The organism is Undibacterium sp. GW821-FHT07F11, assembly GCF_059418665.1.
In genome coordinates, this window is sequence record NZ_JBWKQH010000014.1 from 52843 (window position 1) to 78024 (window position 25182).

Annotated in this window: 22 protein-coding genes and 1 other RNA gene; 8 read left to right on the forward strand and 15 right to left on the reverse strand. The window is 50.3% G+C overall.

Annotation, left to right across the window (positions count from 1 at the left end; genetic code table 11):
• Positions 1-13: 13 nt before the first annotated feature.
• The 4 genes from AC07OI_RS28085 to AC07OI_RS28100 form a co-directional block, all read right to left on the reverse strand.
• Positions 14-460 carry a GatB/YqeY domain-containing protein gene (locus tag AC07OI_RS28085; protein ID WP_110257242.1) on the reverse strand — a complete coding sequence of 149 codons (447 nt, stop codon included), beginning with the start codon at positions 458-460 and terminating at the stop codon, positions 14-16.
• Between the two features lie 216 nt (positions 461-676).
• On the reverse strand, positions 677-889 hold the full coding sequence (gene rpsU, locus AC07OI_RS28090; protein ID WP_005877634.1) for a 30S ribosomal protein S21: 213 nt from the start codon (positions 887-889) through the stop codon (positions 677-679).
• 271 nt (positions 890-1160) lie between these two features.
• Positions 1161-2360: a BaiN/RdsA family NAD(P)/FAD-dependent oxidoreductase gene (locus AC07OI_RS28095; protein WP_495259438.1), complete on the reverse strand. Its 1200-nt coding sequence runs from the start codon at positions 2358-2360 to the stop codon at positions 1161-1163.
• Positions 2361-2438: 78 nt separating this feature from the next.
• Positions 2439-3071, reverse strand: a complete 633-nt coding sequence (locus AC07OI_RS28100) for a TetR/AcrR family transcriptional regulator (RefSeq protein WP_495259439.1) — start codon at positions 3069-3071, stop codon at positions 2439-2441.
• A gap of 413 nt (positions 3072-3484) precedes the next feature.
• Here AC07OI_RS28100 and AC07OI_RS28105 point away from each other — a divergent pair, with 413 nt between their 5' ends.
• The 4 genes from AC07OI_RS28105 to AC07OI_RS28120 all read left to right on the forward strand — a co-directional run bounded on the left by AC07OI_RS28105 (position 3485) and on the right by AC07OI_RS28120 (position 8227).
• A complete protein-coding gene (locus tag AC07OI_RS28105) occupies positions 3485-4144 on the forward strand; it encodes an O-methyltransferase (protein WP_495259440.1) in 660 nt (219 codons plus the stop codon).
• Between the two features lie 37 nt (positions 4145-4181).
• Positions 4182-5048: an SDR family oxidoreductase gene (locus AC07OI_RS28110; RefSeq protein WP_495259441.1), complete on the forward strand. Its 867-nt coding sequence runs from the start codon at positions 4182-4184 to the stop codon at positions 5046-5048.
• A gap of 518 nt (positions 5049-5566) precedes the next feature.
• On the forward strand, positions 5567-7837 hold the full coding sequence (locus tag AC07OI_RS28115) for a TonB-dependent receptor (protein WP_495259442.1): 2271 nt from the start codon (positions 5567-5569) through the stop codon (positions 7835-7837).
• Between the two features lie 90 nt (positions 7838-7927).
• Entirely contained in the window at positions 7928-8227 is a 300-nt protein-coding gene (locus AC07OI_RS28120; RefSeq protein ID WP_495259443.1) for a hypothetical protein, read from the forward strand.
• Positions 8228-8345: 118 nt separating this feature from the next.
• On the opposite strand, the gene AC07OI_RS28125 is transcribed toward AC07OI_RS28120, so the two are convergent.
• From AC07OI_RS28125 to AC07OI_RS28160, 8 genes are all read right to left on the reverse strand, one after another.
• Entirely contained in the window at positions 8346-8882 is a 537-nt protein-coding gene (locus AC07OI_RS28125) for a hypothetical protein (RefSeq protein WP_495259444.1), read from the reverse strand.
• Positions 8883-8892: 10 nt separating this feature from the next.
• Complete coding sequence (ybiB, locus tag AC07OI_RS28130) at positions 8893-9894, reverse strand: DNA-binding protein YbiB (RefSeq protein WP_495259445.1); 1002 nt, start codon at positions 9892-9894, stop codon at positions 8893-8895.
• Positions 9891-10352 carry an EVE domain-containing protein gene (locus tag AC07OI_RS28135; protein ID WP_492708320.1) on the reverse strand — a complete coding sequence of 154 codons (462 nt, stop codon included), beginning with the start codon at positions 10350-10352 and terminating at the stop codon, positions 9891-9893. Before AC07OI_RS28135 ends, ybiB begins: the two co-directional genes overlap by 4 nt.
• A 136-nt stretch (positions 10353-10488) precedes the next feature.
• A non-coding RNA gene (gene ssrS, locus AC07OI_RS28140) (6S RNA) lies at positions 10489-10669 on the reverse strand.
• A 67-nt stretch (positions 10670-10736) separates the two neighbouring features.
• Entirely contained in the window at positions 10737-11063 is a 327-nt protein-coding gene (locus tag AC07OI_RS28145; RefSeq protein WP_423010778.1) for a cell division protein ZapA, read from the reverse strand.
• Positions 11060-11281 (reverse strand): DUF904 domain-containing protein, encoded by a 222-nt coding sequence (locus AC07OI_RS28150; RefSeq protein WP_492708322.1) that lies wholly within the window; start codon positions 11279-11281, stop codon positions 11060-11062. Before AC07OI_RS28150 ends, AC07OI_RS28145 begins: the two co-directional genes overlap by 4 nt.
• A 114-nt stretch (positions 11282-11395) precedes the next feature.
• Positions 11396-14713, reverse strand: coding sequence for a UvrD-helicase domain-containing protein (locus AC07OI_RS28155; protein ID WP_495259446.1), 3318 nt, complete (start codon positions 14711-14713; stop codon positions 11396-11398).
• Complete coding sequence (locus tag AC07OI_RS28160; RefSeq protein ID WP_495259447.1) at positions 14713-17463, reverse strand: PD-(D/E)XK nuclease family protein; 2751 nt, start codon at positions 17461-17463, stop codon at positions 14713-14715. Before AC07OI_RS28160 ends, AC07OI_RS28155 begins: the two co-directional genes overlap by 1 nt.
• Before the next feature lie 275 nt (positions 17464-17738).
• Here AC07OI_RS28160 and trxA point away from each other — a divergent pair, with 275 nt between their 5' ends.
• Together trxA and rho are read left to right on the forward strand one after the other, a co-directional pair.
• Positions 17739-18065 (forward strand): thioredoxin TrxA, encoded by a 327-nt coding sequence (gene trxA, locus AC07OI_RS28165; RefSeq protein WP_423031160.1) that lies wholly within the window; start codon positions 17739-17741, stop codon positions 18063-18065.
• Between the two features lie 241 nt (positions 18066-18306).
• A complete protein-coding gene (rho, locus tag AC07OI_RS28170) occupies positions 18307-19569 on the forward strand; it encodes a transcription termination factor Rho (RefSeq protein ID WP_110257254.1) in 1263 nt (420 codons plus the stop codon).
• Between the two features lie 80 nt (positions 19570-19649).
• Here the strand turns inward: rho and AC07OI_RS28175 are convergent, their stop codons facing one another.
• From AC07OI_RS28175 to AC07OI_RS28185, 3 genes are all read right to left on the reverse strand, one after another.
• Positions 19650-19988, reverse strand: coding sequence for a cupin domain-containing protein (locus AC07OI_RS28175; protein WP_495259448.1), 339 nt, complete (start codon positions 19986-19988; stop codon positions 19650-19652).
• 51 nt (positions 19989-20039) lie between these two features.
• The gene (locus AC07OI_RS28180) at positions 20040-20303 is read right to left on the reverse strand and encodes a DUF2249 domain-containing protein (protein WP_492708329.1); all 264 of its coding nucleotides are present in this window, start codon (positions 20301-20303) and stop codon (positions 20040-20042) included.
• Between the two features lie 90 nt (positions 20304-20393).
• Positions 20394-22682, reverse strand: coding sequence for a nitric-oxide reductase large subunit (locus AC07OI_RS28185; RefSeq protein WP_495259449.1), 2289 nt, complete (start codon positions 22680-22682; stop codon positions 20394-20396).
• A 298-nt stretch (positions 22683-22980) separates the two neighbouring features.
• Between AC07OI_RS28185 and AC07OI_RS28190 the strand changes: the two genes are divergently transcribed.
• Together AC07OI_RS28190 and nirK are read left to right on the forward strand one after the other, a co-directional pair.
• Positions 22981-23448 carry an RrF2 family transcriptional regulator gene (locus tag AC07OI_RS28190; RefSeq protein WP_495259450.1) on the forward strand — a complete coding sequence of 156 codons (468 nt, stop codon included), beginning with the start codon at positions 22981-22983 and terminating at the stop codon, positions 23446-23448.
• A 168-nt stretch (positions 23449-23616) separates the two neighbouring features.
• On the forward strand, positions 23617-25116 hold the full coding sequence (nirK, locus tag AC07OI_RS28195) for a copper-containing nitrite reductase (protein ID WP_495259451.1): 1500 nt from the start codon (positions 23617-23619) through the stop codon (positions 25114-25116).
• Positions 25117-25182 lie beyond the last annotated feature (66 nt).

Here is a 25182-nt window from a genome sequence, read left to right on the forward strand (position 1 = left end):
AGTCTAAGACGAATTACTTGGACAATGCCGCCTTGACCAGACCAGAGACCTTGCCCATATCGGCGCGGCCAGCCAGTTTTGCCTTCAATACATCAATCACTTTACGCATGTCTTGCGGGCCTGCAGCACCAGTTTCTGCCACGGCAGCAGCCACGGCCGCCTGTACTTCTTCATCCGACATTGCAGCTGGCATGTAGACAGACAAGACTGCAAGCTCAGCTTTTTCTATATCAGCCAGATCCTGGCGGCCACCCGCTTCAAACTGGGTGATGGAATCTTTACGCTGCTTGAGCATTTTTTCTATGATGGCCAATACCATGCCATCATCCAGCTCTACGCGCTCATCCACTTCTTTTTGCTTCATGGCAGCCGTCAGCAAGCGGATAGTACCCAGCTTGACTGTTTCTTTGGCACGCATGGCAGCCTTCATGTCATCGGTGATCTGTTCTTTCAAACTCATAAGCTGCTCCTGAAATTATTTAAATGAATTCCGCGCAAATTTGCACTGGAATCGCATATCGGTCCGGGCGCATAGAATCTGGCAAATGCAATGCCCGCACAATGCTCGAAACAAAGACAACAAAGCCCGCTGCGGCTGACCGGAGCGGGCATGCAAACCTAAGTTTAATGCGCTAACCGCGATGCACCCGACAAATTGCCGGACACAACAGCTGGATTAGTACATCTTCTTAGGCAATTGCTGACTACGAATACGTTTGTAGTGACGCTTAACAGCAGCCGCCAACTTGCGTTTGCGTTCTGCTGTTGGCTTCTCGTAGAACTCGCGAGCGCGCAATTCGGTCAACAGACCGGTCTTTTCGATAGTGCGCTTGAAGCGGCGCATGGCAACTTCGAACGGCTCGTTTTCTTTAAGGCGAATTGTGGTCATGTAAGTTCAAACCATGGAAAGATTTATAGGAAGACCGAGATATTAACAGGAAAATTAAATTAATGGAAGGAAGATGATTAAATCTTGCGCAAAAACCTGTACAAGGCGCAACAAGATCATCAAATTCGCATCCACTTTTAGCTGGAAATTTCGATATTTACAGGGGTATGCATCTGAATATCACTTACTAAAGAGTAAAAAATGAAATGCAATTCAACATACTGCTACCGTGTATTATAACAGGCAAAAATACAACGCCCTTACAACACACTTATATGGCCAGTCCAGCCGCTGTACCTGAGGCCCAGGCCCACTGAAAATTATAGCCACCCAGCCAGCCCGTCACATCAACTGCCTCGCCAATAAAATACAGGCCAGCTACTTTATTTGACATCATGCTTTGCTGGGACAATTCACGCGTATCCACACCACCACGGGTTACTTCAGCCTTGCGGTAACCTTCAGAACCATTGGGTATCAGCTCCCAGCGATTCAATTTTTCGCCCAGCAGACGCAAGCGCTTGTCTTGCATGTCCGCCACCCTGGCATCGCCGGCAAAACCATGGGCAGTCAACAAGCCATCAACCAGGCGCGCTGGCAGGTATTGCGATAAATGATTGGCAAGATTCTTTTTGATGGTCGATTTATTGCCAACCAGGTCTTCTGCCACATCCACTTCTGGCAAAAGATTGATGCGTATAACCTTGCCTGGCTCCCAAAAGCTGGAAATCTGCAATACCGCCGGACCAGACAAGCCACGGTGAGTGAACAGCAAGTCTTCACGGAATACCGTGCGTGATTTTTTCTCACCTGTTTCTATATCAACTTCCAGCGAAATACCAGACAAGGGCACGAAAGGCTCCCAGGCTTTAGCATCAAATGTCAAAGGTACCAGGGCAGGTCGTGGCTCTATGATTTTCAGGCCAAACTGGCGCGCTACTTTATGGGCAAAATCCGTCGCCCCAATTTTAGGAATCGACAAACCACCACAGGCTATCACCACTTGCGCCGTGCGGATGACACCTGCGCTGGTTTGCAGCAAGAAACCACCCTGCTCCTGTTTTTGCACCTCATCGACTTTACAGCCCATGCGCCAGTCCACCTTGCCAGCATCACATTCGGCTTTCAACATTTGGATGATATCTTCCGCACTATCGTCGCAAAACAATTGGCCTTTATGCTTCTCATGCCAGGCAATCTGATAGCGCTTCATCAGAGACAAGAAATCTTGCGGTGTATAGCGCGACAAGGCGCTTTTACAAAAGTGCGGGTTTTCAGAAAGAAAATTGTTCGGACCCGCATGCAGGTTGGTGAAATTGCATCGCCCACCGCCGGAGATACGGATTTTTTCTGCCAAACGGGTGGCATGATCGATCAATACCACGCGCTTGCCACGCTGGCTTGCAACAGCAGCACACATCATTCCGGCTGCGCCAGCGCCTATCACGGCAAGATCAAATTGATTACTCATGGCATTTACTTTCGGTACTTTCAAAAATTCAGGCGAGATTGTAGCTTATGGCACGCACAATGAATCTGCCAACCCAGCTCAATCTTGCTGAATACCCTTGAGATAAGCACAAAACATATCTGCCATGGCATCAGCATAGGTTTTGATCTCTGCCTGCTTACGGCGTGTGCCAGAAAAACTGCTGCCTACTGAACTCAAGGTAGTGGTGACCAGATCACCAGCAAGCGTGCGCGCAGCAGCAGATGCCGCGGGCAGCACTTCCACCATAAATAGCTCAATAGTCCGGTCTGCCGAAGCCCGTATCTCCTGCGCCTCAGGCGCGTCGCGATAAAGCGGTGCGGCGTCACTGAGCGCCAGACGCGTTTCGGCCTCCTCGCATTCTGAGCGTATGAAAGCGTGAACCAGTGTGCGCAGGCGCTCAAGTGGAGGCTTGCTGCCATCTTCAAGAATGCGACGCAACATCTCAGTGGTATGTTGCCACTCGTCGGTTTGCAGCCGGAACAGGATGGCTGCCTTGTTAGGGAAATATTGATAAACCGAACCTATGCTGACCCCTGCCCTCTCTGCCACTCTCGCCGTAGTAAAACGCGTCACGCCTTCTTGCGCCAATACCTGAACAGCAGCCTGCAGGATTGCAGTTACCAGCCCGGTCGAACGGACCTGTTGTGGTTGCTTGCGAGTGGAAACCTGGGGTCGACGGCGAGTGGTCATAGAGGAATAAACAGTCGGAAACGAACAAAGAAATGGCAAACCCATCCTGTCGTAATGCGATGAATTCGTCACATCTTAACCCAAGCTGTGTCATCCCTCAATCAGCTTGCAATCTACCTGAATCATTACAATGAAAATAATTTCACGCCAAAGCAAAACCTGAGCTTTGATCTGATGAAATGCCATTCAAGACCTCGGTGGCGGCGACACGACACGCAAATTCTCGTAGCGAATCAAAGACTTATCCAATAGCGCAAGCCTGGGCAAAAACGCGAGGCCCAATGCGATTAGTCAACGCAAATCATTGCCCGTATCATTTTTCACCAATGCGACGAATTAATCGCGTTTCATTTGTAGCCACCTGCACGGCAGTGGCACTCACATTTGCACACAATTCAGAACCGGATACATTGATGATCAATACACTCACTTCCCCCACACTGGCGCCCTTGCTTGAGCGTCTGTTCAGAGAAGCCGCAGCGGCGACAAGCCCAGCCATCGCCAGCATTTCGCGTGAAGAGCGCGAACGCCTGATGCACAGCAAAACAGAATATCTGGATTTCTATAGCTTGCTGAAAGACCTCTGGCTGCCCGTGTCACGCGAGACTGGCGTACTGCTCTACATGCTGGCGCGCAGCGGCAATGCACGCAACATCGTTGAATTTGGCACTTCCTTCGGCATCTCCACCCTGCACCTGGCTGCAGCACTGCGCGATAACGGCGGTGGTCACCTGATCAGCAGCGAGTTTGAACCATCGAAAGTAGCACAGGCTCGCAAACATCTGGACGAAGGTGGCCTGGCCAACCTGGTCGAGATACGCGAAGGCGATGCCTTGCAAACGCTGGCAACAGATCTTCCCGGCTCTATCGACCTGCTATTGCTTGATGGTGCCAAGGCACTCTATAGCGATGTCCTGATGCTCATCGAAAAGCACTTGCGCCCTGGCGCACTGATCATCGCTGACAACGCGGATTACAGCCCGGATTACCTGGCGCAGATACGTGCACCAGGTAGCGGTTATCTGTCCCTGCCGTTTGGTGGAGATGTAGAAGTATCGATGTGGCTGGACTGAACTCTCACAAACTATTATTAATTTCAAGGAAAATAACATGCATGTATTTGTCACTGGCGCCACGGGTTGGGTAGGCTCTGCAGTAGTTCAAGAATTGACAGACGCAGGTCACCTGGTGACCGGGCTTGCCCGCTCTGTCGAAAAGACGGCAGCACTTGCTGCAACGGGGGCGAAGGTCTTGCTCGCCAGACTGGAAGATCTTGATGCACTGCGAACAGCTGCAGACAAGGCAGACGCTGTCATTCATACCGCGTTCAATCATGATTTTTCCAAATTCATTGAGAATTGCGAACAAGACCGTCTTGTCATTGAGGCACTGGGAAGTGCCCTGGAGGGATCCGACCGTCCGTTGATCGTTACCTCGGGCCTGTTGGGAATGACGCGTGGAGCAAGCGAACTGGATCTGCCCAATCCAGGTTCACCGCGCAAATCCGAACCGACTGCCCGGGCACTGGCTCAACGCGGTATACGTGCGGCGACAGTCCGGCTGGCGCCGTCAGTTCATGGCCTTGGTGATTATGGTTTTGTACCATTGCTGATACGCCTGGCAAAGGAAAAAGCTGTCTCGGCGTATCTTGGCGAGGGCCAGAATTGCTGGTCTGGGGTACACCGGCAAGACGCTGCACGTGTCTACCGCCTGGCATTAGAACAAGGGGTGACCGAATCGGTCTATCATGCAATCGCTGACGAGAGCATCTCCTTCAAAACAATCGCCGAAATGATAGGCCGCCACCTGGGCTTGCCAGTCGAATCGCGGGACGCTGAGCACTTTGGCTGGTTTGCAAAAATGGCAGGCGCTGACATGGCTGCCTCCAGTTTGCGGACGAGAGAACTGCTAGCATGGGAACCTCAAGGTCCATCTCTGCTTACCGATCTGAATCAAGCTGCTTACTACGCTGCCTGATCAGTCATGTAACTCAACAACAAATTCAATATTTTCTTGATGTGCTGACATGTGCGGCCACCAAGTTTTTTTGAGTTGATTTTATTTCTCGACGACACAGCGATTGATGCTTGACAGTGTCGTCGAGCAGACCAGTTTTTTTCAAATACCTGATATGTCATGAAAATTTTCATGGCAATTCCTGCTTGCATCAAGTCCACTTGGCGAACCACACTTTTTCAATGCCCCATTTTCAAGCATGAAAAATCAGCAAACCGAGAATTCTGTTCAGCAACATTACTGTTTGAAATTAGCAACATTCTTGCAGCAAAAACCGCATTTCCTTATTTGATTTTAAGTAATTCTTGACTTGTTTGCTGGCTAGAGAGATAACAGTTTCGCCGCCACGCAAACGATTACGCAAACGTTTGCGGTGGTGCTCGTAGCGAAATCCCCGATTTCACCACGCCCCATTTCAGGGATGGTGCAAGTGCACCATTTCAGAACACCATCGATTAACATCAACTTGGGAATTTAACATGCGCAAAACTATTTCTCAGCAATTGCATAAGGGAGTCAGCCTGAGCGTGATCGCCCTGGCGGTCGCTGCAGCCTTCCCCATGCAGGCTGCCTGGGCTCAGGATGCCAAGCCTGCCGCCAAAAATGACGGTACACAATTGGAAACCGTTATCGTTACTGCTAACCGCCGCGCAGAAAACATCAAGGAAGTACCGATGTCTATTTCTGCTATCAAGGGTGAAGCTCTCGATACTTACAATGCCAGCGGCCAGGATATTCGCTTCCTCGCAGCCCGCGTTCCCAGCCTGAACGTCGAATCTGACTTTGGCCGTTCTTTCCCACGTTTCTATATTCGCGGCCTGGGCAATACCGATTTCGATCTGAATGCATCCCAGCCAGTTGGTCTGGTATATGACGAGGTGGTACAAGAAAGCCCGATGTTGAAGGGTTTCCCGGTATTTGACGTTGACCAGGTTGAAATTCTGCGTGGCCCGCAAGGTACGCTGTTTGGCCGCAACTCGCCTGCTGGTGTATTGAAGTTTGACTCTGCCAAACCTACCCGTCGCCTTGAAGGTTACGGCAATATCGGCTTTGGTAACTACAAAGCTATCAACCTGGAAGGTGCGATCAATGTCCCGTTGAATCAAGACTGGGCAATGCGCTTCTCGGCACAATCACAAACACGTGATGACCGTGTCACCAATCCACGTTCTACCGGCGAGAAAAACCTCGAAGGTTACCGCGACAATGCAGCACGCCTGCAATTCTCGTATAAAAACGGCGACTTCAGCGCCCTGGTGAATTTGCATGGCCGCGACATGACTGGCAATGCCACCCTGTTCCGCGCAAATATCATACAAAAAGGCACGAATGAACTGGTACCAGGCTTTGACTATGGCAGCTATCCTACTGATGGCCTGAACAGCCAAAAATTGCAATCGTCCGGCGGCAGCCTGCGTTTGCGCTGGGATATGCCAGGCATGAGTCTGCATTCCATCACCGCGTATGACAAGGCAAAATTCTATAGCCGCGCAGACGTGGACGGTGGCTATGGTGCATCCTTCATGCCGACCATGGGCCCTGGCTTCATTCCCTTCCCTGCTGAAACCGCAGATGGTCTGCCTAGCCTGAAACAGATCACACAAGAGTTCCGCGTCGAGTCCAATACCAAAGACCCGTTGCAATGGATTGCCGGTCTGTACTACTTCAGTGAAGACCTGCAAGTTGACAGCTTTGACTACAATTCCTTCGCGCCAGGTAATCCACAAGATGGCTATGCTGTTCAACATCAGAATGCCAAGTCCTGGGCCGCTTTCGGTACGTTGAACTATGCAGTCAATGACCAGTTCAAGCTGCGTGGTGGCATCCGTTACACCAGCGACAAGAAAGATTTTGATGCACAGCGTACCTGGACACCAGGCACGGCATTCGGCACACCTGGTACGCCAGTATTGCGCGCCAATCCATCAGCAACCAATATCAGTTGGGATCTGGGTGCCAATTACACACTGGATAAAGCAACATCCGTGTTTGCCCGTATAGCAACTGGTTATCGTGCACCAAGCATTCAGGGTCGCGTCCTGTTCGGCGACAGCATCTCTGTAGCCAACTCTGAAAAAACCCTGTCTTTCGAAGCCGGTATCAAGAAAGACATCCTGGATAATACTGCACGTATCAGCGCCACCGTATTCCAATACACGGCCAAAGACTTGCAACTGACCGCAGGCAGTGGTGCAGTGAACCAGAACAAACTGGTCAATGCGGACAAGGCTGTTGGCCAGGGCTTTGAAATGGATTTGCAAGCCAACCTGAGCCGCAACTGGAAAACCACAGTAGGTATCAGCTATAACGATACTGAAATCAGGGATGGCAAACTGTTCGTCGCTCCTTGCGGTAATGGCTGTACAGTCACCAACCCAGCTGGCCCGGTAGCCGGCACGGTCCTGATTGGTGGCAACCCACTGCCACGCGCACCTAAATGGGTAGGCAACTTCTCGCTGCGTTATTCCACACAAATCGGCGAAGGCACGCTGTATGCCAATACCGACTGGTCTTACAAAGATACTTACAATATGTTCTTGTATGAAGCCAAGGAATACAAAGCCAAGTCTCTGCTCGAAGGCGGTTTGCGTGTAGGCTACATGTGGGCTGACGGCAAATATGAACTGGCTGCTTATGGTCGCAACATCACCAACAAGCAACAAGTCATTGCCGCCATCGACTTCAACAACCTGACAGGCATCCTGAACGAACCACGCAACTTCGGTGTGCAGTTCAAGGCTAACTTCTGATTGTTTGTTAAGCTGATTAAAAACGCCGGAGTGATCCGGCGTTTTTTTATGGGTGATGAATTTGAAGAATGATCAAGAGTGCGTTGAAATATGGTCGATGGTTGTACTAGGCTTGGTTTTGAAGTTGCCGTTGGTTTTGACTTTGACTTTGGCAGTTCCCATGTGTCGACGCCGTTTGTACTGTACAGAAAATGGAAACTTTTTGGCGAAGCAAAAAGGTGTGTAGCTGCTGGTTTACCATCGGCCTGCGATCTCAAATGGCGTATGCACGTATTTGAAAAAATAGGGCCGAAAAATAATACGAATCTGAAATTAATTCACGCAATAGTCGCCGAAAACGCATCTGAAGCGCCAGCCCGGTGGATTCCAGCCAAAGACACGTTGGAATGAGGTTAATAGGGTTGTCCCGAATTTATTAGCCATCTAATTCTGGTAAGTACCTAAAAACGCAAGATCATGGCGTACATCTTCGAAGCTCAACTTCACCGGGCAACATAATAACCCCGAGCTATTCCCGTATCCATCTCAACATCTTGGGAAACGCTGGCTTACACTCTTTCTCCGCCCGTACCGGCCCCAAACTCAAACCCGCCCATTCCAAGAATGGCAAGCCAATAAAATTACCTGATTCAAAAGTCTCTATCAACCAGCTTGAATCATCCTTGTAGCCGTTAGGATGAAAAACAAAATCCAGTGGCAAATCAAGTTCCCTGGCCACCGCCAGTGACCATAAAATAGCCGCGATTTCTTCACCTTGCGGTGGCCAGTCTTTGTCTTGCTGATCGGTACCAATGAGTGCACGATTAGCAGGTGGCGTTACTGCAAGGTGTCCCGCTTCATGCACCATATCACCTGGATATTTGAGTTTGTCGTAATCCACGTAAATGCATCCAGGCCCCAGGTCAAGGCCAGGCAAAAACGTCGCATGTCGCAGTTCGCGCTCTATGATGGTGATACCTATCCTGCTCAGGAAGTCGAGCACTTTTTCCAGGCGCGGATCGTCACGCACATCAGGACTGATTTCTGCAAAACTGGTTTCCATCATGGATATAACCTTAGCTTTGTTGTCGCAAACGCTGAGCAATGCTGACGCAATGCTCAACTTGTGCAGCAATATTTTCAGGCACGGCAATATCACAAGCCAGCACTGAGCTGATCCAGCTCGCTGTTGTAGCAGCATCTATGCTGTCAGGAACCACGGGTACTTCTGCCAAAGGCTCTTGCTGCGCAGGCACCAGGGTAGTGCCCTGTCCTGCATGGAACCAGTCTATCTGCTGAGCCCGGCCGGTACTGGCAACTGTCTCGCCTTCGGTACCGCGCATGAGGAACACATCCCCTGCTTCAGATGGTGCGCAACGTGAAAAATAGGCTTGCAGCATCAACAGATACTCAGGGTGAGTATAAGAGCTCAGGCGTAAGGCGGGTACGACAAAAGGTTGCAAGAGTTTGACCAGTGTATGAGTGGAATTGCGCACGCCAAGAATACGACGCAGGCTCAGCAAATGCGCCATCGCGGGTGATAATGCGTCTATGGGCATAAAGGCTGGCTGCTTTTGCTGCATCTGCTCCAGGACCTGCTCAGGGCTTGTTACCAAAGGCAAACCCAGGGCCTGGAATATCTCAGCGGTAGCTACACGCCCGGCATCTGTGCGCACGCCATGTACCAGTACAGGTACGCCCCGTCGTGCCAGCAGCAAAGCCAGCAAAGGCGTCAGATTGGCTTTCTTGCGTGCGCCGTTATATGTGGGTATCACTACCGGAGCATAAGAACTATCTGCAGGTGCCTGCAGCGGCAAAATATAGGGTTGAGCCGCCTGCAGGAAGCCCGAAATTTCTTCTATGGACTCACCCTTGATACGCATGGACAGCAAGATGCCGCCGAGCTCCAGATCAGAGACCCGTCCGGCCAGCATGGCGGTATAGAGCATTGCGGCATCAGCTTGCGTCATACTGCGCGCTCCATCTTTGCCGCGTCCTATTTCTTTGATGAATTTGGCAGCGGCAAGAGGCTCGACCGATTCTGTTGCAGAATTTGTAGTGAATGGGGAGAATTTCAAGTGTCGCCCTTCAACAATTTTTGTATGAAGCGCCACTCATCTGGCTTGACTGGCGTAATAGAGAGGCGGCTGCCTTTTTGCAGCACTGTCATGTCAGCCAGTTCAGGGTAAGTCCTGAGTTCCGCCAGACTCAGCAGGCGAGTCTTACGTTTGGCCTTGACATCCACCATCATCCAGCGTGGCGTTTCTTGCGTCGCTTTGGGGTCAAAGTATTTGCTGTCCTTTTCAAACTGCGTGTGATCAGGATAGGCTGTGCTGGCTACCTCTGCCAGACCAGCGATGCCAGGCTCGGCACAACTGGAATGGTAAAACAGCACGCCATCGCCGACCTTCATGCCATCGCGCATGAAATTACGCGCCTGGTAATTACGCACACCAAACCAGGGGATGCTCGGCAATGCCAGAACATCGTCAATACTGATCTCATCCGGCTCAGACTTCATCAACCAATATGCCATGTTGAACACCTGCAAAGTCAAAAGGAAATTGTCGCACATTTATGTAGCGACGACACAAACACATGAGAACGATAAACATAGTGGATTGATCAGACATAAAAAAACGGCTGTCATATAAAATGACAGCCGTTCAGAATAAGTCCCCACCGATGCCGCTATGCCGGCATCCTGAACCTAAGCGGTTCAAGTTGGCCACGGTCAATTCAATTTCGGGTTCATCGGACTAGCGACGCTCACACCCATCGAATAATTTTCCACAGCCTATGCACATAAATGGTTCAAGGAATATATGGCACTGGCGAACACGGCAGGGAACTAAAGTGTACCCTGAAACGCCTATGCGTCGCCAGCTATTTTGATTAAATTAAATAATAAGATGGCTGATCAAAATAGTTTTTCTTGTGGAGTCAAAGCCTGATCCATCGTTTCATGCATTTCCTGGATCTTTTGCTTTACCTCCGCCAGAGACAAACCAGATAACGGACCTTCAGGTGATTTGGTAGCCAATAACTCGGTTGTCATGCTCAACGCAGCCATGACAGCTATCCTGTCAGTACCTTTGACTTTGGCGGCATCACGTATGGCCGACATTTTGCCATCAAGGTAAGCTGCGGCTTCGCGTAGCGCCCGGTCTTCACCTTCACGGCAACTGAGCTTGTAGCTCTGGCCCATGATATTGACATCGACTTGTATTACTTTTACTTCGCTCATGCCGCTTCCTTGTCATTCAATACTTCTGCCGGCAACTGTGCCAGCAAGGCAGAGACACGGTCATGGGCCTGGTGCATGCGTTGTTGCAAGTCTGTATTTTGTGTCGCCAGCGACACCACGTCATTACGTAGCCTGGCGTTTTCACTACGCAGGGTATGTGCCAGCACGGCAAGCTGCTTCACTTTTTCAGAAAGCAATTCAAATTCGGAAATCATCATGTCTCAGTTTAAGGGGTATGCAACGCATTCATTAATATGGTCAATAAGGTAGCCAATAAGGCAGTCAACAATGCGATGTTAATGCGATCTTTAATTATACGAGTAAATTTTCTCTCAGAGCAGGTCTATCAGGCTACCATCGCTTAAAATAAGTGCAGCATGGACTGTTTTATCAGAAAATACCTGCTTTAAGGCGTCTACATAACCCAGCAATTGCTGACGATAGCCTGCCTCTTGCCCGGGCAGAAGCTGACGCTTGTAGTCCAGCACCCAGACTTCATGCGAAAAAACCACAACCCTGTCCAGACGCAATAATTTTTGCTCAACCAGCACATCCATTTCATTACGTGCATATATATATGCGGCAGTATCATAGAACTTCTGCAATGCAGAATTACTGAATATACACTCAGCCTGTTTACGTATTGCCGCTGCCACTGTGCCGGAACAGGGCAGCCAGGCTGCGATAGCTTCAGCATCTGGTACTGCTACTGGCCAGGTATTTGCGTTATTGCTCAAACGCTCCATCAAGGTGTGCAGGGCTATGCCTTCCAACTGTTCGTCACTGCTTACCTCCAGCATGACTTCTTCAGCGGGCATGGCAAGAGGCTCAAATACCGCCATGCTGAATGACTGATACTGCTCTACTTCATTCTCAACATTAGCAGCATCCGGCAATTTTTCTTCTACATGATCCAGATAATTGTACCAGCTAGGGACAGGCTGCTTTTTTCCATTCTGCACTCCACTAAGTATCAATACCTGCTTGGCACGTGTAATGGCGACATATAAAAGATTCCAGTTTTCTTGTGTGGCCTGGGCTTCTTCCTGCGCAAAAAAACGGTCGCGTGCAGCGCCGCGCTGGTCCTTTTTACCAAACACAGAAAAATGCCTTTCCTCACCAGCCTGCAAAGGCCATTGACACAAGACACCTATCCTGTCTTTCATGGATTCACTGTGATTGGCATCGAGCATGACGACGATCTTTGCTTCCAGCCCCTTGGCACTATGAATAGTCAAAATACGTACAGCATCGGCAGCACTATCAACTGCAGATTCGTCTGGCGCATCACTGTCGCCACCACGACGCAAGGCACCCAGTGCAGCGATAAATTTTGGCAGGCTTGGATAACGCCCGGCATCCAGGTTCAGGGCAAGTTCGGTAAAGCTATGGATATTGCCCATGACCTGGCTACGCTGTGCGACAGAAGATGCTTGCGCGTAGCGTTGCAAGATCTCACCCTGATGCAGGATGCGGTCAAGCAAATCATGCACTGGTAAATAATAAGATGCTTCCATCCATTGCTGTAACAGTTTTGCAGCGCGTTGCAGAACTGGATAAGACTCATCCTGTTTCGAAGCTAAGGCCAAAGCCTGTAAACGCTTCCACCATGTAGCTTCATCTCGCATGGCCAGCGCAATCAGATCGTCATCACTGGCTGCCATGATGGGCGACTTTAACACATGCGCCAATGCACGGTTGTCACCTGGCGTCATCAGGAAATTTAATAGTGCGATCAAATCCAGCACTTCCAGCGCATCCAGCAAGCCGCCCCGACGGCTGGACACAAAAGGGATGCCTGCTTCGCGCAAGGCTTTTTCATAGGCGGACAAATGTGTGCGGCGCTTGACCAGCAGCATCACGTCACTCCAGTGCCAGCTATCTGCACTCTGCGCGGCACGTATGCCCAGCAAGGCTTGTGCGACTTGCTTGCCCTCTTCATAGCGCTGCTGGTTTTCTGCTTCTTCCAGTGGGGTTGTCAGCGGATTGCGCAGCGGGAACCGTGCAGGCGCAACCTCTTCTTCACCTACCTCGTCTATATCACTTGACGCGGCCATGCCTATCAATGGCAAACGCCAGACTGCACCATCGGCATCTGAAGCAGTAGTCTGCGCATGAAACAGCGGATTGCCATGCATGCTGACATTAAGTACATCAACAATCGCCGGTGCATTCCTACGTGTCTGGTTGGTGCGCAAAACCCGTGCCCCCTGAGCTGCCAGCATATTTTGTGCAGCGGTAAACACTCTCGGTTCGGCACGACGAAAACGATAGATGGATTGCTTGGGGTCACCCACCACGAACACACTGGGCTTGGCACCATCGTCGCCGTAAGCTTCCAGCCAGGCCTGCACTATGCCCCATTGCAGGGGATTGGTATCCTGAAATTCGTCCAGCAAGATATGTTTGTAACGTGCATCAAGACGGCTATGCAGATAGGCGGCATATTCTTCATTACTCAGCAGTCTATATGCCTGCCATTCCAGGTCAGCAAAATCAAATACCCGCTGGTCTGACTTCAGGCTTTGATAGCATTCAAGATAAGCTGTGCCGACAGCAAACAGGGCCTCATTGACTTGCATCACCAATTTCTCTGCACTGCGTTTTTGCAGCTGATTCAGCGCCTGTACTATCGCTTCGCATTCGTCTTCAAAAGCATTGATCTGGTCCATGCCCAGATGTTTTTCTATGGACGCAATCAGCGCCTTGACCTTGACATTATGCGAGCGGATATTGCCTTGTCCATTGATGAAACCTTCGCAAATAATGGCAAAGGCTTCGAGACTGGGGCCATCCGTCAGACCCTGCTCTATCTTGCTGGCATTGGTCTGGTTATTTTTTGAACCCTGCCCCAATACCAGGGCTATGTGAGCAATGCGCTGATATAGCTGGGCATCTTCCCAGATGTTGAGCCGTGCATCCTGATACAGGTCTGCGCCGCATAAATCACGCAACCAGTCCAGCGGGCCGCCCAGTTCAATTTGCTGGTTGCTGGCCCACCACTCTGCCCGCTTGTCGAGAAAGGCTTCCAGCATTTCGCGGGCATTGAAGTCACCGATTTCCTGATACAGGAATAGCAGTGCTTCCTTGATGTCGGTATGCTCTTCCTGCGCCAGCATCTGCATGAGCTGGCCATAGGCTTCGCGCTGTATGTCGCCACTGGCTTCCACCAGGCTAAAGCCATGTGGCACCCCTGATGCCAGCGGTGCCAGTTGTATCAGTCGGCCAAACCAGCTGTGGAACGTGTCCAGTGATAAGGATTGCGGACTGGATAATACTTTTTCATACAGGCCACGTGCCAGTGGTATGACATTCTGCAAGTCAGCCTCGGCAATGCCGCGCTCAGTCAACAATTGCCGCACGTGAGCGATATCCGCCAGTGCCAGTTCATGCAACAAATCCATGAGGCGCTCGCGCATCTCCTGCGCAGCCTTGCGGGTAAAGGTAATCGCCAATAATTCTGCCGGTTCCGCCCCAGCCAGCAATAGGCGCAGCATGCGCGACACCAGCAGCCAAGTCTTGCCGCTGCCAGCACAGGCCTCGACGACCACGCTATGGCGCGGGTCACAGGCAGTTGCCGTAAAGTGTGCGTGACTTACAGCCTGGCCATTGACTTCATAAGCCTGAGAGTATTGCAGGGGTTCGGTCATCACCAAGCACCCTTGCGACAGAGGCCACGCATTTCACAATACTGGCAATTTGCTTCCACACCATGAGCTGGCAAGCTAGCACCTTTCTGTATAGCAGACATGCTGATTTTAATCGCCAGTGCCAGCTCTGAAACCCAGCGCTCAAAATCGTCGGCAGCTACGTCACCAGCCTTGCCCTGACTCAGTTCCAGCGCCACATAGCTGCCTGCGCTAACCGGCAAATCCGTCAGCAAGCCATAAAACGGCAGTTGATGATCTTCACCTTCCTTGAGTCTCCTGCGCAGGTCATTCAGGTTTTTAGTCTTGTAATCAAGTACCGCCACTTCACCATTCATATTTCTGTCTATGCGGTCTATACGACCTTTCAGCATGATCTGGCCGCCCTGCCATTCCAGCGCCTTTTCATTCTTGATTTCACCCATGTCAAACTGCCAGCCAGCTTCTTCATGCGCCTGCAGCCAGGCGACATAGGCGGGGATGACTTTATCCCAGCGTACGCTATAAGCTAGTGCCGCCGGGCTTTTTTGCAAGACATCGGCAAAAAAATCAGCGGATATGTTACGCAGCAACGCTTCTTTATCCATACCGGGTTGTATCGCCTGAACCACCTTCAACTCTTCATGGTAACGCTTGAGGATGGCATGCAACCAGTCACCATAGTCACGCTTTTCTGGCATATCAGACAGTTCATCCAGCGCACTCAAACCCAGCATGCGCCCAGCAAAAAACTGGTAAGGGCACACCACCAGGCTGGTGTAGGCGCTGGCAGATAAAGTTGCTGGCAACAGCGCAGCCGCAGAGGGTGTGGGCATATGCTGAGTGCTGACTTGCATGGTCCTGACCGGTAAATCCAGAGGGTGACTGTCCAGCACGCCTTGCTGGGTACGTTCCAGTGTCAAACCCAGTTGCTCCAGCCAGGGGCTGACGGGATTATGTTCGCCATTCAAACTCCCCTGCCAGGATAAAACGATGTCAGTGTTACTTAGCAAGAGTTCGGCAAAATCACGCAATTGCTGTTGCTGGCGCGACTCGCGGGTTTCCAGCCCACATTCACGCCTGACTGCATTCGCAAAAAACAAAATCTCACTGGCTTGCGATGGCAGGTGAGAAGCATCGGCACCGACCAACAAGACCGCATCGAAGGGACGCAGGCGAGCACCATTCAGTGGCAACATGACGACGCGCTTGTCGGCATGTGCAAACACAAATGCTGTGCTCTCCAGTTGCAGATTCATCAAAGCACGCCATTCAGCAAAGGTGAATGGCGTTTTCAAGTCCTGGCAGGCGAGCTGCAATTTCTGTAGCAACTGTATGATTTGCGCGCCAGCCGGGTCTGCCTGGAAGGCATTGAACATGGAAAGGTCGAAGAACACCTGCAGGCTCAACGCACTCCACTCAGACAAGCTGCGCCTGCCCGTGAAATTGCCCGCCTGCCGGGACATGGACCTGATCCAGCGGCTGGCTGGCGCTGTATCCTTGCCCGCATCCAGCGCCGCCAATACCGATTCCCAGCCACCCAGCACATTGGCGCGGCGCAAGACCAGCTCTATGCGCATGACCAAGTCAGCCTTGGCGGCAATGGCATCTTGCTCAGGCTCAGTATTGTCCGGGTCTTTCCAGTGCAAATAAGGTGATTTCAAAAAATCCAGCAAAGCTATGGTATCGGCCCTTGTCGTCACCACTTCCAGCCAGGCGGCGATGGCGGCCGCAGCGCGGGTGGTAGAGAGTTTCCAGCCGGTTTCATCCGCAACCATGATTTGCGCACGCTCCAGCAAGGCGCGTATGCGGCGGGACACAACGCGGTCTTGCGCGACCACGGCCACGCTTTGCTTGCCTGCCTGCAGCCAATTGATGATGGTTTGCGCCCCCTGCACTGCCTCATCTTCCAGCGATGTGGCGCGGCACAGGCGGATATGGGAGGTGTCTACATATTCGGTCAGCGCTTGCTGGTGCTGACTACCTACATCCTGTAAACCCGGCCAGGCATGGTAATACGGCTGCGGCAAGGTATGCGCGCGCCAGTCCAGGCTGATTTGCAATACGCTTTGCTTTTTAGCCCAAGCTTGCAGAAATGCGTTTTCCATGGGGTTAGGCAGGGTAGGCGCTATCCATAGCAAAGGCTCGTTGGCCTGGGCGGCAATTTGCAGCAATTGCGCATAACGCTTTACCTGTGGGTCATTGCCATCAAGCTGGCTCTGCCAGACTGACCACACCAGTTGCGTTTCTTCTGATAACAGGGCCTGCGCAGGCGCGGGCAATTGCGCCAGTGCCGCTTGCCAGTCTTTTTCCAGTTTACTCTTGTCTTTGCCAACTGCAGGCAATAAGACGGCAGTCAACTCATCAGATAGCGTCAACAGGGTCTGTGCCAGCGGCAATAAGTCAGTATTGCGGCGTGCGCCGAATAATTTCTTTAACCAGGGATGTTGCCGTAGTTCAGCATACAAGCCCATGAGCCTTTCACTGGCATCCCCGCCCGCATTACCTTGCAGTGCAGCATCCGGCGACTGCATTTCCAGCAAGGCAAACAGGGTTTGTATGCGTGGCGGGATGAAATTACCCTGCAATACCGTCCCCAATGCTCTTAATAAGAGATGGGCATGCTGATAGGTAGGTACGATAACCCGTACCGCAGAAAAATCCCTCTCTTGCTGGCGACCCCAGCCTTGCTCCCTGGCTGCGCGCAAAAACGCCTGGGCAGCCTGTTGCCAGAATAAAGGGCCAGCGGGTATCAATAGGGGATTATGTAGCATCAAGAATAGTTGGTTTTGCCGGTAGAGCAAGTATACTATGCGGTAGCCTTGGCATTTTAGGCTCAAGCATGACACTTTTCTAAAAAATAGGTTATTATCTACCGCATAGCTAACCACGCCTGACTCATTTTGCTTTAGTCATGGTGCAGCACTATTCAACACCATTGAATTCGTGACTATCACCCCCAGATTCAAATCAGAATGCGGCGCTGTCCAAAATACCGACATTCAGTGGCGCTGTTACCCCTTAATTTTTCCCTCTCGTTGAGGATTCCATGAGCGAAAACATCAAATATGTAAGCGATGCTTCATTCGAAGCAGACGTATTAAAATCTAACGTACCTGTATTGGTCGATTTCTGGGCTGAATGGTGTGGTCCTTGCAAAATGATCGCCCCTATACTGGAAGAAGTTGCCAAAGAATATAATGGCAAAATCGTCGTAGCCAAGATGGATGTAGATGCAAACCAGGCAATTCCTGCCAAGTTTGGTATCCGTGGCATCCCTACCCTGATCTTGTTCAAAGACGGTGCTGCAGCAGCACAAAAAGTAGGTGCATTGGCAAAAGGCCAATTAACCTCTTTCATTGACAGTAATATTTAAGGTATTATTGCGGTCTGAAACTTAAGGCTGCCAACAACAAGATTGTTAGCAGCCTTAAAGTAGAGAAAATGAAGAGACAGCTGCCCCGGTTGATAACCCTCAACTGCTGCATGCAAATTCAGGCCCGAGTTAAGTAATATTAAATAAAACGAAACCAAGACAGAAATTCTTTCTATCCTGTTTAATCCGTAGTACCTCTGCTCACTCCCCCACCCCATAATCCCATCCCGGGACACTCACCATGCATCTATCTGAACTAAAGGCCTTACACGTATCCGCTTTATTGGAAATGGCCATAGGACTCGATATCGATAACGCTGCGCGTATGCGCAAGCAGGAATTGATGTTCGCGATCCTCAAAAAACGTGCAAAATCAGGCGAACAAATTTTTGGCGATGGCGCCCTTGAAGTATTGCCTGACGGCTTTGGCTTCCTGCGCTCGCCAGATGCCAGTTACATGGCCTCGACTGATGACATCTATATCTCTCCTTCGCAAATCCGCCGTTTCAATCTGCATACTGGCGACTCTATCGAAGGTGAAGTCCGCACACCAAAAGATGGTGAACGCTATTTTGCATTGGTGAAGGTGGACAAGGTCAATGGCGAATCACCAGAAGCCTCCAAGCACCGCATCCTGTTTGAAAACCTGACGCCGCTGCACCCGAACAAGGTATTGACACTCGAGCGCGAAATGCGCGGCGAAGAAAATACCACAGGCCGCATCATCGACATGATCGCCCCTATCGGCCGTGGCCAACGTGGTTTGCTGGTAGCATCCCCAAAATCCGGTAAATCCGTCATGCTGCAACACGTGGCACACGCGATTACCACCAATCACCCTGACGTTACCCTCATCGTTTTGCTGATCGATGAACGTCCGGAAGAAGTAACAGAAATGCAGCGCTCGGTACGCGGTGAAGTGGTAGCATCGACTTTCGATGAACCAGCCACCCGTCACGTACAAGTTGCTGAAATGGTGCTGGAAAAAGCCAAGCGCCTGGTAGAAATGAAAAAAGACGTGGTCATCCTGCTGGACTCCATCACCCGTCTGGCACGTGCCTACAATACCGTCATCCCTGCTTCTGGCAAGGTATTGACTGGTGGTGTGGATGCAAATGCCCTGCAACGGCCAAAACGCTTCTTCGGCGCAGCACGTAATGTAGAAGAAGGCGGCTCACTGACCATCATCGCGACAGCCCTGATCGAAACCGGCAGCCGTATGGATGACGTGATCTATGAAGAATTCAAAGGCACGGGCAATATGGAAGTTCATCTGGAACGCCGCCTTGCTGAAAAACGCGTTTACCCAGCCATCAACCTCAACAAATCCGGTACCCGTCGTGAAGAATTGCTGATCAAGCCGGATCAATTGCAAAAGATCTGGATCTTGCGCAAATTGCTGTATAGCATGGACGAAATCGAAGCGATGGAGTTCATCCTCGACAAGATGAAAGCCACAAAAAACAACGCAGAGTTTTTTGAAATGATGCGCAGAGGCGGGTAATTTCCCTCTTGTTTTCAGGCTTAAAAGCCGTCACTTTTGTGACGGCTTTTTTTATGTTTACTCCCCGGCTGAATGGTTTACTACGTTACAGTTTGCAATAAAACTATCGTCACCAGAAAAGAAGTATTGCTCATCGCCACAACTGCATGCGGCAAACCGGCAGCCAGATACAGCAAATCACCTGCATGCATGGTCTTGGTACCCTCCGCCAGTTCAACTTGTACATCACCAGACAGGCACTGTATGGTGATGGGACCATTGACGTGATGCGTAGGCAGGCTCTTTCCCTGTACCAGGTTCATGAGTATGACTTCAAGATACTCGTCTTTAAACAAGGCGTGCGCCGGTACTGTCAGTAATTGCCCCTCGGACAACAACAAATTAGTCATTTCTCCTGAGCGCAAGTGTGGCATGGCCATTTTATTTCTCCTCGTATTGCAATCAGGCACAGTGACATGAGCAGCAATGGATTAAGTTGCCACATGAAAATCAATAATGATTTCGCCTGGCTCTTGTGAAACATAGGCCACCTTCACACCAGTGCCAAAGTGTTGTCCGATTTGTGCCAGCAAGGGCAAGGGATTATGGTCATTGCAAAAACGCATGGTCTCCCCTGGTTTCAATGCCGACAAGGCACCAAAAATCGCTGCATGACGAAAACGCTTGGCGACACCACGCGCATCAAATTCATAAACGCCTTCCGCCAATACGGGAATGGAACAATCGTGAGCCATGATAAAACTCCTTTTAATATAGATGAAAATAAGAAAAAATTACAGGGAGAGCTTTTTCTGCCCTCCCTTAAATAAATAACTAAGAAATAACTACAGCTTGTTGGAAACCTTGGCGTAGCCAATATCAGTCGCGCTCATTTGCACGCGCTTTTTGCCAATGAGCAAACGCAAGGCAAATACAGCCAGACAAACAACACCAATCGAGAACACGATGTCACCGGGTACCCGCATCCACACCAGGGTTTCCATGAAATGAGAATGGATGACATCTGGTGAGCGTGCAAACCACATGCCCTTGGTAACGCTGGCTACGGCCTGATAAATACCCGCTGGCACCAGCGACATGAACACCATCATTGCCAAGCCTATATTGAGCAGCCAGAACATCGCTTGCAATAATTTATCGGACCAGAGGGCACGATCAGACAAGCCTCTCAGGCAGAACAACAGCAAGCCTATACCCAGCATGCCGTAGACACCAAACAACGCAGCATGACCGTGTGCCGCAGTCATATTCAAGCCCTGCATGTAGTACAGCGCAATCGGTGTATTGATGGAAAATCCAAGCAAGCCTGCACCAACGGTATTCCAGAACCCAACGGCAATAAAGCAAAGTATCGGCCACTTATATGCCTGCACCCAAGGTGCAGCTTTCGAACGCTGATAATTGCGGAAAGCCTCTACACCTATCATGGCCAGTGGCACTACCTCCAATGCAGAGAACATGGCACCGATGGCAATGACAAAAGTCGGTGTCCCGGTGAAATATAGGTGATGCAAGGTTCCCAAAATGCCGCCGAACAGGAAAACGATGGTTTCCAGGATAATCGCGCTATTGGCAGTCGCTGCATGTATCAAGCCCAGGCGGGTGAACAACAGGGCGATGACTGCCGTAGCAAACACTTCAAAAAAGCCTTCTACCCACAGATGGACCAGCCACCAGCGCCAGTACTCAATCATGGAGTAATGAGTGTGCGGGCCCCAGGTCAGTGAGGTGGCATAGAAACCACCTATGCACATCGCTGCCAGGAACACCATCGCAATCAGGCCACGGCTCTCGGATGGTTTTCGCAGTGCGGGCAATAAACCACGCCCCAGCAAAATCACCCAGAACAGTAAACCAATAAATAAAAGTATTTGCCAGACCCGGCCCATGCTGGTGAATTCCAGCCCTTGATTACCTATCCAGAAACTGAATTCATTGCCTTTGTGTTGCAGGCTACCCAGCCAGCCAGATGCAGTAGAACCGACCACGATGAAGAGCAAGGCATAGAACAGGACATTGACCCCTAGTTTTTGAAACCTCGGTTCATGACCCGAAATGGCAGGCGCTATGTACAGACCCGTCGCCAACCAGGCAGTAGCAATCCACAATACGGCAAATTGCGTATGTATCGTGCGACTGACTGTAAATGGAAGAATATCTGCTAAAGGAAAACCAAAGAAACTATGCCCTTCGACAGCATAGTGGGCAGTAATCACCCCCATGCCGACTTGCGCAAGTATCAGGCCTATCACGACATAAAAATACTTCCTGGTTGCCTGCATCGAAGGTGTGGGCTTCAGATCAAACAGGGGATCGGTTTTGGGTGGTACCGGGTCGCCCTCCTCCTTGCTGATGGAATGATAAAAAATCATACCGGCAATGGCAGCGATCATCAGTATGATGCTGGCGATGGACCAGATACCAGCTCCGGCAGTTGGTGTATTGTCCACCAGTGGTTCATGCGGCCAGTTACTGGTATAGCTGAGATCCTTTGCGCCTGGCCTGTCTGTTGCAGCAGACCAGGCCGACCAAAAGAAGAATGCAGGCAAGGCTTGCAAATCCTTGATTTCTGGCAAAGTACCCCGGTTCATCGCATATTGTTCACGCAATTTTTCCAGCGAAGGATCATTACCAAACAGGGCAATATAATGTTGCGCAACTTGCTGGACTGCCTTGGCCCGGTCTGCGCTGAGCGTGATCACATTGGTAGATGCGTCGTAAGTATTGCTCCGCATTTCCAGCTTCACGCGCGCTTTCAATTCTGCCTGATGCCCAGGTTTCAGTTGCTCAAACGATGTCCGCGCTTCCTTTTGTGCCCAGATTTCCAGCAAAGCCAAAGATTCACGGTGCAGCCAATCGGCAGACCAGTCTGGTGCGACATAACTGCCATGCCCCCATACCGAACCTAATTGCTGCCCACCTGCAGATAACCAGGCCTCCTGGCCGAGTGGCACCTGCCCTTCTGAAAATATGACGGTGCCGTCGTTACTGACGACTTGTTTGGGAATGGGCGGTGCCGTCAGATAAATTTCTGTGCCTACCCAACCCAGGACGGCAAAAGACAAGACACAGATGACGGCGAGCCAAGTCCAGAGTTTACGCGTGGCATGCATGGCGTGTTTCCTTATTGGTGAAGTGAAAAATTAGCTGACCCAAGGCTATGTTTCATCTGACTGAATTTGTCGGCGAAACAAGCTTGATTCATTAAAGATTCATTTTATATACATGTATTTAAAGATACAAATAGAATGAATGTTTAATGCAAAACCCTTGATGAAAATCAAATCTTTGCCAGAAGCCAGGCGACATTCATAAACATCTATACTATATGTATCTTAATTAGTTATTGAATTGTGTCAAAACACTCAGACCAGACGCGCTCAATGACATAGCTATGTTTTTGGAATCAATATGAGATTAACCGCATTCACCGACTACACATTGCGCACCCTGATTTATCTGGCACAACATGACGACAGGCTGGTTACCATCCAGGAAATTGCTGAGCTGCATAGCATTTCAAAAAGCCATCTGACCAAGGTTGTCCATCAACTGGGGATGTCAAACAAAGTGGAAACCATACGTGGTCGTCATGGTGGTTTGAAACTGAATCTGCCACCTGAAAAAATCAATATAGGTGATGTAGTACGCGATGCCGAATCTGACTTTTATATGGCAGAGTGTTTTGACCGCAGCAGCAACACTTGCACCTATGCAGGTGCATGCACTTTAAAAGGAGTGCTAAGCCAGGCAACCGTTTCATATCTGTCAGTACTTGATGCAGTGACGCTTGCAGATTTGGTCGCACAAAAAAATAACACAAAAAAAATACAGATTTTCCCAGTCAGTAAAATAAAACGAAAAACAAGCACCACATAGGACACCATTTGCGCCTGTCCGTCATCAGACGTCAAAAAAATGATCACTTCCAGGGAAAACTTCTAACTTCTTATTTCATATCAATGATCTTTGAGAAATACCCCAGTATTGTGAATAGCGATGAGATTTCCTTCAGGCTTCCGACCTTCACATACAAAAGGTGTACTTATGAAAGACATGTTCAGAGGTTTCTCCGCATCCCTGGTTTCACGGATATTAATCGTCTCCCTGTTCCTGACTTTGTCAGCACAAGCAGCAGAGACTAAAAGCAGCAAAGGCACGGGCGATTTTGGGCCACCCAAGGGCCCGGTTATCCACGCTGTATTGACAAGCCCACCATTTGTGCCGCCGCCGATACGCCGCAATCATCCAGCGAAAGTTATTGTCGAACTTGAAGTCATTGAAAAGGAAATGGCAATCTCAGAAGGCGTAAAATATATGTTCTGGACCTTCGGTGGTACCGTGCCTGGTAGCTTCATTCGCGTGCGCCAGGGTGACACAGTTGAATTCCATCTCAAGAACCATCCAAGCAGCAAGATGCCACATAACATCGACCTGCATGGAGTGACCGGCCCTGGTGGCGGCGCATCATCCAGTTTCACAGCACCCGGCCATGAATCACAATTTACCTTCAAGGCACTTAATGAAGGCATTTACGTCTATCACTGTGCGACAGCACCTGTCGGCATGCACGTTGCCAACGGCATGTATGGCCTGATTCTGGTTGAACCACCACAAGGTTTGCCACCTGTAGACCGCGAATACTATGTCATGCAAGGTGATTTTTATACAACGGGAAAATACCGTGAAAAAGGTTACCAGCCTTTCGACATGGAAAAAGCCATAGACGAAAAACCGACATATGTCCTGTTCAATGGTGCCGAAGGCTCTATGACAGGTGATAAAGCCTTGACTGCCAAGACGGATGAAAAAATTCGTCTGTTCGTCGGCAATGGCGGTCCTAACCTGGTGTCGAGCTTCCATGTGATTGGTGCCATTTTCGATAAAGTACGTTTTGAAGGCGGCAGCAACGTCCAGAAAAATGTACAAACTACACTCATCCCGGCTGGTGGCGCAGCGGTTGTTGAATACCAGACCAAGGTACCGGGTAGTTATGTACTGGTCGATCATTCTATATTCCGCGCATTCAATAAAGGTGCACTGGCCATCATGAAAGTCGATGGCCCGGAGAAGAAAGATATCTATTCAGGCAAGGAACTGGATTCAGTCTATCTGGGTGACCGTGCGCAAGCCAATTTGTCTGCAGTCAGCACAGCAGCAAGGGCAGCAGAGAGCGGCACGCTGACGGTGCAGGATCAGGTCAACGCAGGCGGGCAATTGTTTGCAGGTACCTGCTCAGTCTGTCACCAGGCAAATGGCGCGGGACTGCCTGGTGTATTCCCTCCCTTGGCACAATCTGATTATCTGAATGCAGACCCACAAAGATCCATCGGTGTGCTGCTGCGGGGTCTCAGTGGCAAGGTCACCGTCAATGGAAAAGAATTTGATTCCGTCATGCCTGCCATGAATCAATTGAATGACGATGAAGTCGCAAATATCCTGACTTATACCTTGAATAGTTGGGGTAATAAGGGTGGGCGCGTACTGGCCAGTGATGTCAAGGCTGAACGTGCCAGGGCCGTACCTGCGAAAGCAGCGGCACATTAATCACATCATCCCATACGATAGACTGATCAGTGTTGCTTATGAAGACTATGGCGAATCGCTACAGGT

Excerpts from the sequence above, each read along its gene's own strand:
- AC07OI_RS28115 (WP_495259442.1), top strand. The coding sequence starts at position 5,567 with ATGCGCAAAACTATTTCTCAGCAATTGCATAAGGGAGTCAGCCTGAGC.
- AC07OI_RS28120 (WP_495259443.1), top strand. The coding sequence starts at position 7,928 with ATGGTCGATGGTTGTACTAGGCTTGGTTTTGAAGTTGCCGTTGGTTTT.
- trxA (WP_423031160.1), top strand. The coding sequence starts at position 17,739 with ATGAGCGAAAACATCAAATATGTAAGCGATGCTTCATTCGAAGCAGAC.
- AC07OI_RS28160 (WP_495259447.1), bottom strand. The coding sequence starts at position 17,463 with ATGCTACATAATCCCCTATTGATACCCGCTGGCCCTTTATTCTGGCAA.
- AC07OI_RS28095 (WP_495259438.1), bottom strand. The coding sequence starts at position 2,360 with ATGAGTAATCAATTTGATCTTGCCGTGATAGGCGCTGGCGCAGCCGGA.
- AC07OI_RS28150 (WP_492708322.1), bottom strand. The coding sequence starts at position 11,281 with ATGATGATTTCCGAATTTGAATTGCTTTCTGAAAAAGTGAAGCAGCTT.
- nirK (WP_495259451.1), top strand. The coding sequence starts at position 23,617 with ATGAAAGACATGTTCAGAGGTTTCTCCGCATCCCTGGTTTCACGGATA.
- AC07OI_RS28135 (WP_492708320.1), bottom strand. The coding sequence starts at position 10,352 with ATGGCATATTGGTTGATGAAGTCTGAGCCGGATGAGATCAGTATTGAC.
- AC07OI_RS28110 (WP_495259441.1), top strand. The coding sequence starts at position 4,182 with ATGCATGTATTTGTCACTGGCGCCACGGGTTGGGTAGGCTCTGCAGTA.
- AC07OI_RS28190 (WP_495259450.1), top strand. The coding sequence starts at position 22,981 with ATGAGATTAACCGCATTCACCGACTACACATTGCGCACCCTGATTTAT.
- AC07OI_RS28105 (WP_495259440.1), top strand. The coding sequence starts at position 3,485 with ATGATCAATACACTCACTTCCCCCACACTGGCGCCCTTGCTTGAGCGT.
- AC07OI_RS28125 (WP_495259444.1), bottom strand. The coding sequence starts at position 8,882 with ATGATGGAAACCAGTTTTGCAGAAATCAGTCCTGATGTGCGTGACGAT.
- AC07OI_RS28175 (WP_495259448.1), bottom strand. The coding sequence starts at position 19,988 with ATGGCCATGCCACACTTGCGCTCAGGAGAAATGACTAATTTGTTGTTG.
- AC07OI_RS28085 (WP_110257242.1), bottom strand. The coding sequence starts at position 460 with ATGAGTTTGAAAGAACAGATCACCGATGACATGAAGGCTGCCATGCGT.
- AC07OI_RS28155 (WP_495259446.1), bottom strand. The coding sequence starts at position 14,713 with ATGACCGAACCCCTGCAATACTCTCAGGCTTATGAAGTCAATGGCCAG.
- AC07OI_RS28145 (WP_423010778.1), bottom strand. The coding sequence starts at position 11,063 with ATGAGCGAAGTAAAAGTAATACAAGTCGATGTCAATATCATGGGCCAG.
- AC07OI_RS28100 (WP_495259439.1), bottom strand. The coding sequence starts at position 3,071 with ATGACCACTCGCCGTCGACCCCAGGTTTCCACTCGCAAGCAACCACAA.
- rho (WP_110257254.1), top strand. The coding sequence starts at position 18,307 with ATGCATCTATCTGAACTAAAGGCCTTACACGTATCCGCTTTATTGGAA.
- AC07OI_RS28185 (WP_495259449.1), bottom strand. The coding sequence starts at position 22,682 with ATGCATGCCACGCGTAAACTCTGGACTTGGCTCGCCGTCATCTGTGTC.
- AC07OI_RS28180 (WP_492708329.1), bottom strand. The coding sequence starts at position 20,303 with ATGGCTCACGATTGTTCCATTCCCGTATTGGCGGAAGGCGTTTATGAA.
- rpsU (WP_005877634.1), bottom strand. The coding sequence starts at position 889 with ATGACCACAATTCGCCTTAAAGAAAACGAGCCGTTCGAAGTTGCCATG.